The sequence below is a fragment of the Streptomyces tendae genome (assembly GCF_014650435.1).
Lineage (GTDB): Bacteria > Actinomycetota > Actinomycetes > Streptomycetales > Streptomycetaceae > Streptomyces > Streptomyces tendae.
In genome coordinates, this window is record NZ_BMUY01000017.1 from 135,286 (window position 1) to 146,630 (window position 11,345).

Annotated in this window: 13 protein-coding genes and 1 pseudogene; 6 read left to right on the forward strand and 8 right to left on the reverse strand. The window is 73.5% G+C overall.

From position 1 onward, the window contains the following. Positions 1 to 100: 100 nt before the first annotated feature. From IE258_RS34435 to IE258_RS41480, 4 genes are all read left to right on the forward strand, one after another. Positions 101 to 1,723, forward strand: coding sequence for an FAD-dependent monooxygenase (locus tag IE258_RS34435; protein ID WP_189749729.1), 1,623 nt, complete (start codon positions 101 to 103; stop codon positions 1,721 to 1,723). 126 nt (positions 1,724 to 1,849) lie between these two features. Further along, positions 1,850 to 1,921: a putative leader peptide gene (locus IE258_RS42120; RefSeq protein ID WP_309544753.1), complete on the forward strand. Its 72-nt coding sequence runs from the start codon at positions 1,850 to 1,852 to the stop codon at positions 1,919 to 1,921. An 82-nt stretch (positions 1,922 to 2,003) separates the two neighbouring features. Next, a complete protein-coding gene (locus tag IE258_RS34440) occupies positions 2,004 to 2,561 on the forward strand; it encodes a cupin domain-containing protein (RefSeq protein ID WP_189749730.1) in 558 nt (185 codons plus the stop codon). Then, positions 2,558 to 2,968 (forward strand): rhodanese-like domain-containing protein, encoded by a 411-nt coding sequence (locus IE258_RS41480; protein WP_229892608.1) that lies wholly within the window; start codon positions 2,558 to 2,560, stop codon positions 2,966 to 2,968. Before IE258_RS34440 ends, IE258_RS41480 begins: the two co-directional genes overlap by 4 nt. A 101-nt stretch (positions 2,969 to 3,069) precedes the next feature. On the opposite strand, the pseudogene IE258_RS34445 reads toward IE258_RS41480, so the two are convergent. The 3 genes and pseudogenes from IE258_RS34445 to recA all read right to left on the reverse strand — a co-directional run. Then, positions 3,070 to 3,924, reverse strand: a pseudogene (locus tag IE258_RS34445) (sugar ABC transporter substrate-binding protein); the annotation flags it as partial. A gap of 240 nt (positions 3,925 to 4,164) precedes the next feature. Beyond that, positions 4,165 to 4,947 carry a recombination regulator RecX gene (gene recX / locus IE258_RS34450; protein ID WP_189749734.1) on the reverse strand — a complete coding sequence of 261 codons (783 nt, stop codon included), beginning with the start codon at positions 4,945 to 4,947 and terminating at the stop codon, positions 4,165 to 4,167. Between the two features lie 3 nt (positions 4,948 to 4,950). Next, positions 4,951 to 6,075, reverse strand: a complete 1,125-nt coding sequence (recA, locus tag IE258_RS34455; protein ID WP_189749735.1) for a recombinase RecA — start codon at positions 6,073 to 6,075, stop codon at positions 4,951 to 4,953. A 288-nt stretch (positions 6,076 to 6,363) separates the two neighbouring features. On the opposite strand from recA, the gene IE258_RS34460 reads away from it, so the two are divergent. Then, a complete protein-coding gene (locus tag IE258_RS34460; protein ID WP_087806908.1) occupies positions 6,364 to 6,564 on the forward strand; it encodes a type II toxin-antitoxin system VapB family antitoxin in 201 nt (66 codons plus the stop codon). A gap of 19 nt (positions 6,565 to 6,583) precedes the next feature. Here IE258_RS34460 and IE258_RS34465 read toward each other — a convergent pair whose 3' ends face one another. Both IE258_RS34465 and IE258_RS34470 read right to left on the reverse strand, forming a co-directional pair. Then, positions 6,584 to 7,915 carry an AI-2E family transporter gene (locus IE258_RS34465; RefSeq protein WP_189749737.1) on the reverse strand — a complete coding sequence of 444 codons (1,332 nt, stop codon included), beginning with the start codon at positions 7,913 to 7,915 and terminating at the stop codon, positions 6,584 to 6,586. Positions 7,916 to 7,975: 60 nt separating this feature from the next. After that, positions 7,976 to 8,170 (reverse strand): DUF3046 domain-containing protein, encoded by a 195-nt coding sequence (locus IE258_RS34470; protein ID WP_007445009.1) that lies wholly within the window; start codon positions 8,168 to 8,170, stop codon positions 7,976 to 7,978. 81 nt (positions 8,171 to 8,251) lie between these two features. On the opposite strand from IE258_RS34470, the gene IE258_RS34475 reads away from it, so the two are divergent. Next, positions 8,252 to 9,238 (forward strand): hypothetical protein, encoded by a 987-nt coding sequence (locus IE258_RS34475; protein ID WP_189749738.1) that lies wholly within the window; start codon positions 8,252 to 8,254, stop codon positions 9,236 to 9,238. A 44-nt stretch (positions 9,239 to 9,282) separates the two neighbouring features. On the opposite strand, the gene IE258_RS34480 is transcribed toward IE258_RS34475, so the two are convergent. From IE258_RS34480 to IE258_RS34490, 3 genes are read right to left on the reverse strand one after another with little or no spacing between them, the layout of a single operon-like run. After that, a complete protein-coding gene (locus IE258_RS34480; RefSeq protein ID WP_087806910.1) occupies positions 9,283 to 9,591 on the reverse strand; it encodes an AzlD domain-containing protein in 309 nt (102 codons plus the stop codon). Beyond that, positions 9,588 to 10,391: an AzlC family ABC transporter permease gene (locus IE258_RS34485; protein ID WP_189749740.1), complete on the reverse strand. Its 804-nt coding sequence runs from the start codon at positions 10,389 to 10,391 to the stop codon at positions 9,588 to 9,590. The genes IE258_RS34480 and IE258_RS34485 overlap by 4 nt, the downstream gene beginning before the upstream one ends. Next, complete coding sequence (locus IE258_RS34490) at positions 10,388 to 11,254, reverse strand: AraC family transcriptional regulator (RefSeq protein WP_189749742.1); 867 nt, start codon at positions 11,252 to 11,254, stop codon at positions 10,388 to 10,390. The genes IE258_RS34485 and IE258_RS34490 overlap by 4 nt, the downstream gene beginning before the upstream one ends. Between the last annotated feature and the right edge of the window lie 91 nt (positions 11,255 to 11,345).

Genomic DNA, 11,345 nt, shown 5'->3' on the forward strand with positions numbered 1-11,345 from the left:
CGGCAATAGGTTGCATACGTTCTGTGACCGTGCACCCTGCTCCAATGTCCTGTTCACCCACGTCCCCCGGGACACCGCCACGGGCAGGGGGCGCCGCACCGTGGACCCGGTGATCATCACCGGAGCGGGGCCCGTCGGGCTCACGCTCGCCCTGGCGCTGGCGCGGCAGGAGGTGCCCTGTGTCGTCCTCGACGAGGGGCCGGGCAAGGACGAGCCCCGCCCCGCGCGCACCGTCGTCCTGCGCGAGGAGGCCGTCGCGCTCGTCGAGCGGCTGACCGGCGCACCGCTGACGGGGCTGGGTTCGCGTTGGGCCGGATGGCGGTCGATGCGGCGCAAGCAGGTGACGCGCGAGGTCGTGTTCGGCGACGCGGAACCGGCACCCCTGCACATCGCCCAGCACGAGCTGACCGGTCTCCTGCGCACGGCGCTCACCCGTGAGCGGCTCGTCAGGATCGCCGTGGACAGCCGGCTGGACGGCATCGAGCAGGAGAGGTCCGGCGTCACGGCCCACACCCGCGGCCCGGCCGGCACCTGGTGGCGGGGCAGTTACCTGGTCGGCTGCGACGGCCCGCGCTCCACCGTCCGCAAGCTCCAGGACATCCGCTTCCCCGGCCGTACGGCGGTGGAACGATACGCCGTCGCCGCGCTGCGCACCGAACTCCCGTGGACCGACGAGGCGCTGCTGCACCGCCTGCCGCCGTGGCGGACGACCGGGCCGTCGGCCGGTGAGGTGGTCGGCCGCCCGCTGCCGGACGGCGTGTGGCGCCTGGACTGGCTGCTGCCGCCCGGCAAGGACCTGGTCACGCCCGAACTGCTGGTGAACCGGGTCCGCGAGACCCTCGCGGGCTGGGCCGACGGTCCGACCCCGGCGTACGAACTGCTCGACACCGGCGTCCACACGGTCCACCACCGCCTCGCACGTCGCTGGCGGGTGGGCCGCGTGCTGCTCGCCGGGGACGCGGCCCACCTGCTGGGCGCGCTGGGCACGCAGGGCCTGGAGGAGGGGCTGCTCGACGCCGACAACCTCGCCTGGAAACTGGCCCTGGCCTGGCACCACGGGCCGCGCGAGGCACTGCTCGACAGCTACCAGGAGGAGCGGCGGGCGGCGATCTCCGCCCGGCTGCGCGCCGCCGACCAGGTGCTCCCGCTGCTGCGCGGCGGCGGCGGACTGCGCTCCTACGTCCCCGGCGCCGCCCGCGGCAACGACGCGCTGCTGACGGACGGTCACCTCGGGCGCGGCACACTGGGCGCGCCGGGTACGTACGCCGACTCGCCCCTCGCGCCCCGGAACCTGGCCGGTGAGGTGTCCGTGGGCACACCGCCCGGGACGCCCGTCACCGATGTGCGGGTCACGGCGGAGGACGGCACCTTCGTACGGCTGCGCGACCGGCTGGGGCGCGGGGCGCTGCTGGTGGTGCTGATCGCGCCGGGTACCGGGGTGTGGGACCGCAAGCACTGGGTGACGGCCGGGATCATGCCCCGGCTGGCGGCGGCGGTGACGGCGCTGCCCCACCGTGCCGAGCTGCTGGTCACCGAGAGCTATCCCGGTGCCGCGGCGCACACCGTGCTGCTGGTACGGCCCGACGGGCACCTGGTCACGGCGCTGAACGGGGTGCGCCCGGCCGACCTCTACGCGGCCGCGGAGAGCGCGCTGGGCGGGGCGACGACGGGGGCGACGACCGAGGCCGAGGAGGGGGCGGGAGCGGCGGCCGGGTCGCGTTGAGGGCGTGCGGGTCGCGTTCAGGGCGTGCGGGTCGCGTTGAGGGCGTGCGGGCACTGTCCGCATGGTGACGCTGAGTTGACCGGTCCGCACCCGCGTGGTCTACTCCGGATCGTGACCGACACCTGTGTGCGCCTGTGGCGGAGGGTCCATATGGACCTCGTCCGCTATGCGGGCTGCGTGTGTCGCCCGTCCTGCTGAATTCGCTTTCCCCCTTCTTCGCGCGCGCCGCCGCTCGGACGTGCCGCCGCGCGCACCCTCGCGAACTCCCAGGACGGTACCCGTGTCCCTCCCCTCCCCTTCTCCTGCCTCTGCCCCCGCCTCTGCTGCCGCCCCTGCTTCCGCGGCCGCCCCGACGCAGGCCGAGCTCCTCGACTTCGTACGGCGTGCCGCGGCCGACGCCGAACTGATCGCCTCCCTGCCGCTCGACCCCGAGGGCCGTACCTGGGTGCGGCTGGCCGGGCCGGGCGGCAGCGAGGCCTGGCTGATCGGCTGGCCGCCCGGCACGGGCACCGGCTGGCACGACCACGCCGACTCCGTGGGCGCCTTCGTCACGGCCGCGGGCGAACTCAAGGAGAACGCGCTCGCCGCCCGCCTGCCCACCGACGGCTGGAAGACCCTCGAACTCAACGACGGGGTGGACCGGGAGCGCCGGCTGACCGTCGGCAAGGGACGCGCCTTCGGCCGGCACCACGTGCACGAGGTCCTCAACGAGTCGGCCGACCGCCACGCGGTCTCCGTGCACGCCTACTATCCGCCCCTGCCGCAGATCCGCCGCTACAGCCGCAGCGGACAGACCCTGCGCCTGGAGCAGGTCGAGCGCCCGCAGGACTGGCAGTGAGCGGGCCCCGGCCGACCGGCATCGACGCCCTGCTGGAGCGGGTACGCGCCGGATACCGGCGGATCGCTCCGCAGGAGGCGTACGACGCCGCCGAGGCGGGCGCGGCGCTGCTGGTCGACATCCGGTACGCCGCGCTGCGTGAGCGGGACGGGGTGATTCCCGGCGCCCTGGTGATCGAGCGCAACGAGTTGGAGTGGCGGCTGGATCCGCAGGGCAGTCACCGCGTCCCGGAGGCGACGGACCACGACGTGCGGGTGGTCGTGGTGTGCAACGAGGGCTACGCCTCCAGTCTGGCGGCGGAGTCCCTGCACCGGCTGGGGCTGCACCGGGCCACCGATCTGGTCGGCGGCTTCCAGGCATGGCGCGCGGCGGGCCTGCCGGTGGCCGTCCGGTCCCGGTCTCGGTAGTCGGCGGGGCAGTACAGGGGTGCCGTGTCCGCGTCGTCCTCGGTGACCAGCCGGATCGGGGTGTGGTCGATCTTCTTCGCCGTCCGGTCGCGCAGCAGGGCGATGGTGTTGCGGACGGCCAGTTCACCGGTGTTCCCGGCCGAGTTGGACACCGTCGCGGAGAAGCGGCCGTCCTTCAGCGCGTCGAGGGCCTCGTCGGTGCCGTTGACCGTGACGATCCTGACCCGGTCCCCTCCGGCCGCGTCGAAGGCCCTGCGGGCGGCGAAGGCCATCTGCTCGTTGGCGACGAAGGCGTAGTCCAGGCCGGGGTGGGCCCGGGCCATGCCTGCGGCGACCTCCTCGGCCTTGTCGGCGTCGAACATGCCCGGCTGCTCGGCGACCACCTCGGCGTTGGCGGGCAGGGCCTTGGTGAAGCCGTCGGTGAGCAGGTCGGAGGCGGCACCCGGCGCCCCCGCGACGACGGCGACCTGTACGTCCCGGCCGCCGGCGTCGTCGGCGACCCACTGGGCGTCGAGCCGCCCGACGGCCTCCAGGTCGACCACCACCGCTCCCAGGATGTCGTCCGGGTCGGTGCTCACGGAGGTCAGGAAGACGGGGATGTCCGCTTCCGCGGCCTTCTCGAGGTCGCGTTTCAGGGCGTCCGTGTCGACGGTCTGCAGGATGATCGCGTCGACCTCGCGCGCGATCATGTCCTCGATGTTGCTCAGCTCGGTCGCGGCGTCCTGCCGGGAGTTGGCGGTGACCAGCCGCGCGAAGTTGTTCTTGGCGGCGATCTCCACGGACCGCTGGAGGCAGGTGTGGAATCGGCTGTCGCCGCCGTTGACGAATCCGAGGGTGAGCGGCCCGTCGTCCGCGGAACCGGAGTCGGCCGAGTAGAGGCCGCAGCCGCTCAGCAGCAGGCCGGTGCCGAGGAGCAGGACGGGGAGGGTTCTTCGGCGGCGGGCGGGCGTGGGCATGGCGGGGCCGCCTTTCCGGGGCGCGTGGAGGGGTCGTCCCGCGCGGGTCCCGGCCGCCGCCGGTCTTCTGGCGATCAGGGACGCGCGCGGTGGCCGCGGCTCGTGCGGCCACGCGACGGCGCAGACGGTACCGCCGTGCGGCGGGTCTTCACCCTTCCGGGAACGCAAGGTAATCCTGCGCGGCCTACGTCCGTCGGCCTGCCGGGTCGGCCCCCTCGTGTCCCGGGGTCGGGCTCCGGGTCAGAATGCCTCGTCGCCGAGGTACTCCGTGTCCTCGCCCTCCTCCTCCAGCGCCTGGCGGACCACCCGCAGGGACATGCCCTCGGGGTAGCCCTTGCGGGCCAGCATGCCCGCGAGGCGGCGCAGCCTCTTGTCGCGGTCGAGGCCCCGGGTGGCGCGCAGCTTGCGGGCGACCAGGTCGCGCGCGGTCTCCTCCTCCTGCTCGGTGTCCAGCTGGGACACCGCCGCGTCGATGAGCGTGGCGTCGACGCCCTTGGTGCGCAGCTCTCTGGCGAGGGCGCGCCGGGCCAGCCCGCGGCCGTGGTGCCGGGACTCCACCCAGGCGTCCGCGAAGGCGCCGTCGTTGATCAGGCCGACCTCCTCGAACCTGGACAGCACCTCTTCCGCGGCCTCGTCCGGGATCTCCCGCTTGCGCAGCGCGTCGGCCAGCTGCCTGCGGGTGCGCGGGGTCCCGGTGAGCAGGCGCAGGCAGATCGCCCGTGCCTGCTCGACCGGGTCCCGCGGAGGCTCCCCCTTCTCGGCCCTCGACGAGGAAGTGGCACCTCCGTCCTCCGCGGACGACTCCGCACGCTCGCGCCTCCGGCGCCCGCGCCCGCCGCCCGCCCCGCGGCCCCGTCCGCCGCCCTGGCGCGCCCCGCCGTCACCGTGGCGCGCCGCGCCGTCCTCGCGGGGCCCCACGGCGGAGGGGTCCGTCTCGTACGGGGCCGCAGCCGCCCCGTACGCGTCGTCGCCCGGTCCGGCGGAGCCGCTCGTGTACTCGGCCCAGTCGGTTCGTCGGGTCACGGGTCAGCTCTTGGCTGCCGCGGCCTTGGACTTGGTGACCTTGGCGGTGGTGGGCGCGGGCACCGCCGGTGCGGCGTCGGCCGTGGCGGCGGAGGCGGCGTCCGCGCCGGGCTCGGTGGCTTTCTCCTCGGGACGCACGCCGACGCCCAGCTTCTCCTTGATCTTCTTCTCGATCTCGTTGGCCAGGTCGGGGTTGTCCTTCAGGAAGTTGCGCGCGTTCTCCTTGCCCTGGCCGAGCTGGTCGCCCTCGTACGTGTACCAGGCGCCGGCCTTGCGGACGAAGCCGTGCTCCACGCCCATGTCGATCAGGCCGCCCTCGCGGCTGATGCCCTGGCCGTAGAGGATGTCGAACTCGGCCTGCTTGAAGGGCGGTGCGACCTTGTTCTTGACGACCTTGCAGCGGGTGCGGTTGCCGACCGCTTCCGTGCCGTCCTTCAGTGTCTCGATGCGGCGGATGTCGATGCGCACGGAGGCGTAGAACTTCAGCGCCCGGCCACCGGTCGTGGTCTCCGGGGAGCCGAACATCACGCCGATCTTCTCGCGGAGCTGGTTGATGAAGATCGCGGTGGTCTTGGACTGGTTGAGCGCGCTGGTGATCTTCCGCAGGGCCTGGCTCATCAGCCGGGCCTGCAGACCGACGTGGCTGTCACCCATCTCGCCCTCGATCTCCGCGCGCGGGACGAGCGCGGCGACGGAGTCGATGACGATGAGGTCGAGGGCGCCGGAGCGGACCAGCATGTCCACGATCTCCAGGGCCTGCTCGCCGTTGTCCGGCTGGGAGAGGATCAGGTTGTCGATGTCGACGCCGAGCTTCTTGGCGTACTCGGGGTCGAGGGCGTGCTCGGCGTCCACGAACGCGACCTGGCCGCCGGCCTTCTGGGCGTTCGCCACGGCGTGCAGGGTCAGGGTCGTCTTGCCTGAGGACTCGGGGCCGTAGACCTCCACGACACGGCCGCGCGGGAGGCCGCCGACGCCGAGGGCCACGTCGAGCGCGGTCGATCCGGTCGGGATGACCTCGATGGGCTCGTTCGGCCGCTCGCCCATGCGCATGACCGCGCCCTTGCCGAACTGCCGTTCAATCTGTGCGAGCGCGGCGTCCAGGGCCTTCTCGCGGTCGGTTCCTGCCATGGGTTCCACCCGGTTTGCTTGATTCGATCGCTTCACGTCAAAGACGCTAATGCCTGCCACTGACAATGGGCCCCGATGCGGGTCCGGCCTGTGGATAACTCGGGTGCATCTCCACCCGAACCCACTCGAATCACCCGTCACGAGCCCCGCCGGAGCCTCCATAAGAATGGATGTTCGATTTTCGTGTCAAGCGCACCACGCGGCACTTCCGAGCGTACGTCCCCGGGCCGGCAAGCCAGGTGGTTGGATGCGGATGCGACGCCGGAAGCGGGGACGAGAGGGGACACCGTGGCCAAGGTCAACATCAGTCTCGACGCCGAACTGGTGGTGGAAGTGATGGTGCTGGCCGGTGTCGGCTCGCCCCAGGACGCCGTCGAGGCGGTGGTGCGGGACTACATCGCCCGTGGTCACCGCACGGAGACCCGCACCGAGTTCAAGGACCGCAGCCTGCGGGAGACCGACGCGAGGCCGCAGGAGCCGCAGGGCTGACCCCGCACCGGGCGGTCCGTCAGGAGGAGCCGCCGTCCGCAGTGTCCCCGGTGTCCCCGGCGCCCCCTGTGCCCTCCGTCCCCGGGCGCTCCTGCTCTGTACGCGCCTGCTCCGGACGCTCCTGCTCCGGGCGCCGCGTCCACAGTTTGCGCAGACGCGTGGACGTCCCGGACACCGCCCTGCGGTACCGGCGCCCGTGGACGCGCGGATCGTCCGTGACGTCGTAGCGCTTGACGTACGCCCCGAGGAACGCCTGCAGCGTGGCGACCGCCGGGATGGCGATCAGCGCGCCGACGGCGCCGAGCAGGGCGGTGCCCGCGATGACGGAGCCGAAGGCGACGGCGGGGTGGATGTCCACGGTCTTGGAGGTCAGCTTGGGCTGCAGCACGTAGTTCTCGAACTGCTGGTAGACCACCACGAAGATCAGCACCCACAGCGCGTACCAGGGGTTCACCGTGAACGCGATCAGCATGGGCAGGGCGCCCGCGAGGTAGGTGCCGATGGTCGGGATGAACTGCGACACCAGGCCCACCCACACGGCGAGCGCGGGCGCGTAGGGGACCTCGAGGATCTCCAGGAGGATGTAGTGCGCGACGCCGGAGATCAGCGCCATCAACCCGCGTGAGTACAGGTAGCCGCCGGTCTTGTCCACGGCGATCTCCCACGCGCGCAGGACCTCGGCCTGGCGGGCGGGCGGCAGGACGGAGCAGAGCCCGCGCCGCAGCCGGGGGCCGTCGGCGGCGAAGTAGAACGAGAACAGCAGGATCGTCAGCAGCTGGAAGAGGCCGCCGAGGACCTGGGCCGACACGTCCAGGACACCCGTCGCGCTGTTCTGCACGTAGTTGCGCAGCCAGTCGGAGCGGAGCAGTCCCTCCTGGATGTCGACCCGCCGCAGTTCGGTGTGGAAGTGACCGTTGACCCAGTTGATGACGGAGTCGAGGTAGTCCGGGAAGTCCTCGACCATCTTGACGATCTGCCCGGCGAGCATGGAGCCGAGCAGCGTGACGAACCCCGCGGCGGCGATCAGCACGGCGAGGAAGACGAGGAAGGTGGCGAACCCCCGGCGCATGCCGCGCCCGGCCATCCAGCTCACCGCGGGTTCGATGGCCAGGGCCAGGAAGAAGGCGATGAGGACGTTGATCAGCAGCCCGGTGAGCTGGTGGAAGGCCCAGCTGCCCAGCTGGAAGGCGGCGATGAGCGCCAGGGCCAGCACCATGGCGCGCGGCAGCCAGCGCGGCATGCGTGCGCCCGGCCCGGCGACGGCGCCGTCGGCCGGTGGGCCGGTGGGCGGCGTGGTGCCGGCCGGGGAGGTGTGCCGGGCGCTCTGCCCGGTCTCGTCAGTGGATGCCACGGAGCAAGTCTCGCCCACGCCGCCGACGGAGGAGCCCCGTCCGGCGATCTTCGTGGACCGTCACCGCTGTTCCCGCGGGACGTTCATGACGGTGCACACCACCCGCCACACGTCCTTGGCGTCCCAGCCGGCGTCCAGCGCCTCGTGCACCGTACGCCCGCCCAGCTCCGCCATCACGTGATCGCGCGCGAAGGTGTCGGCGTACCCCGGACCGAAGTGATCCGTCATCCGCTCCCAGAAGACCGTCAACCGCATGCCACCAGTATCCCGCCCCTGAGAGTGGGCCCTGAGCGGGGACCACCTGCCGGAACCGCATCTCGGCCTACGGTCTGTCCCATGGCCGAATCCGGAGCGTCCCCACTCCCCGAGATCCCTCCGCCCGCGACCGTCCGCACTGCGGGCACCCCGGGCACCCCGGACTCGCGTTCACCGCTCGCGCGCGCGGAGCACTTCGTCTGGCTCACCGCGCGCGTACTGGAGCAGCGGCTGTTCGCGTACCACTTCCGCGGCGGGGACCCCGGCCCGGTGGAGACCGCGCTGGAGGCCTACCGCAACGAGGACGGCGGATACGGGCACGCCCTGGAGCCCGATCTGCGCGGACCGGTCAGCCAGCCGCTGCACACCGCGTGTGCCCTGCGCGTCCTGGACGCCGTCGGCCGCTGCGGCGGGCAGCGGGCCGAGCGGGTCTGCCGCTATCTGACCTCCGTGTCCACGCCCGACGGTGCCCTGCCGGTGGCCCGTGCGAGCCGGAACGGGTATCCGGCCGCGCCCTTCGTGCCGGTCGTGGCCGACCCTCCCGGTGAGCTGCTCGTCACCGGGCCGGTGGTGGGCCTGCTGCACCGCAACGAGGTCTGGCACGCCTGGCTGTTCCGGGCCACGGACTTCTGCTGGCAGGCGACCGAGTCGCTGGTGTCCCCGCACCCCTACGAGGTGGAGGCCGCCCTGGCCTTCCTGGACGCCGCTCCGGACCGTCCCCGCGCACAGGCCGCGGCCGACCGGCTGGGGCGCCTGGTGCGCGAACAGTGCCTCGCCGTGCTGGACCCGGACGACCTCGACTCGTGTCCGGTCCCTCCCGGCCACGCCCCGGAAGAGCACCACTTCCCGCACGACTACGCGAGGGATCCGCGTTCACTCGCGCGCGCGTGGTTCACGGACGACGAGATGGCCCGCTCCCTCGACTTCCTCGCGGCCGGGCAGGAGGGGGACGGCGGCTGGCCGGTGCGGCGCCGCCGGTGGGCGCCCGTCCCGGCCCTGGAGGCCCGCGGCCGGGTGACGCTCGATGCCCTGCGCACCCTGAGGGCGTACGGACGTCCCCTCGGCTGACCGGGCGGTCGACCGGCCCGGCGGTTGGCCGGCCCGCCGACGGTTCAGCCGCCCATGGCCCGTACGCCCGCGGTGACCACCACGGCCGCCGCGACGACGAGCAGGAACGGCGCGCGCAGCAGCAGCGCGACGGCAGCCGCGGCGACTCCGGCGGCCCGCGCGTCCAGCACGAGGTCCTGGCCGTCGGCGAAGGTCTGCTGGGCGGTGAGCGCCGCGAGGAGGGCGACGGGCAGCAGTGCGGCGAGCCGCCGGACCAGGGGTCGTTCCAGGGCGCCCGCGGGGACCAGCAGCCCGAGGAGCTTGACCGCGTAGCAGCCCACCGCGGTCACGCCGATCGCGATCCACACGCTCATCGCCCGTCCTCCCCCTCGGCGGCTCCACGCACCGCACCGTCGTCCTCGGCAGCCCCACGGACCGCGCCGTCGTCCTCGGCACCACCCGCGCGGCGTCCGCGCGCCCACAGGACGAGCGGCGCCGCCAGCGCGGCCACCAGGACCGGTACGCCCGCGGGCAGCACAGGCAGCAGACCGAGCCCCAGGAGGACGGCCACGGCGGCGACCGCGCGCTCGGTGGTGTCCTTCAGCATCGGCGCGAGCAGCGCGAGGAAGACCGCCGGACCGGCCGCGTCGAGGCCCCAGGCGTCGGTGTCCCCGATGGCCTCGGCGCCCAGCGCGCCCAGCAGGGTGGTGAGGTTCCACAGGACGTACAGGGTGAGTCCGGTGACGGTGAACCCGATCCGGACGGCGCGCCGCGTGGGCTGGGCGAGAGCCACGGCCGCCGTCTCGTCGATGACCCACTGCGCGGCGAACGGCCGCACCGCGCGCGGGAGGGCGAGCAACTGCGACAGGCGCAGCCCGTAGAAGGCGTTGCGCACGCCCAGGAAGAAGGCCCCCGCCGCCGCGGTGAGCGGGTTGCCACCGGCCGCGAGGGCCCCGACGAGCGCGAACTGGGACGCCCCGGTGAACACCAGGAGGCTCAGGGCGCAGGTCTGGGCCAGGGTGAGTCCGCTGCCGGCCGAGGTCACCCCGAAGGCGAACCCGGACAGTCCGACGGCGACTCCGACCCCGAGGGCGTCCCGTACGACGGCGGCGTCCGGCTTGGCGCCGGCGCCTCCGGTGCCGGGAGCGTCGGGAAGGGCTGTCTGTTCTGTCACGCCTCGAACGGTAGGAGCAGCGCTCGCCGCGCGTCTTGTACGTTCTTGCGCTCCCGCTGGTAGGCACCGGGCGGCACGCCGACGATCCGCGCGAAGTGCCGGTTCAGGTGCGGCTGATCGGTGAACCCGACGGCGACGGCGGCCTCGGCCGGGGAGGTCCCGGTGTCCAGGAGCCGCCGCGCCCACCGCACCCGGGCGTCCGTCAGCCAGGTGTGGGGCGGCATCCCGTAGGCGTCCCGGAAGGCCCGCAGCAGCGCGAACGGGCTGCTCCCCAGCTCCCCGGCGAGCCGTTCCAGGCTCGGCGGGTCGGCCATCCGCTCCTCCAGCACGGCACGCGCGCGTGCCGCCGTCCTGGCTCCGGCCGTACGCACCTGGCGCCGGGGCAGCGGACCGCCGTTCAGCCGCAGGAGCCTGGTCACGGCCACTCGCAGCAGGGTGTCGGCGGCGAGCGCGTTCCCGTCGTCGGCGGCCCGCAGCACGCGGTGCACCAGCTCGACGGTGTACGGGTCGTCGAGCACCGGCCGGACGAATCCCGGCGTCCCGCGCAGCGTCGTCGTCTCCGCCGCGATCTGGGCCACCAGCTCGGGCGCCGGGTAGACGGCCCCGTACCGCCATCCCTCCGGCACCCCGGCCCGCCCCGTGTGCGGGGTGTCCGGGTTGACCAGGGCGAGCGAGCCGGCCCCGGCGTACTGATCGCTTCCGCCGTGGTGGAAGACCTCCACGCCGTCGGCGATGGCGGCGATGACGAAGTGCTCGTGCGTGTGGCGCACGAAGGTCTTCCGTATGTACTGGGCGCGGAGCAGGTCGACGTCGGGCAGCTCCGCGTACCGCCAGTGCCGCGCCCGCTCGCCCGATCCCGCCATGTCCCCCATTCTCCGTCACCCGCCGTCGGCCCCCGGCGGGCGGCCCGGACGGCCTCGACGGGCGGGCGGGTGCGCGAGCCCGACGGTGATC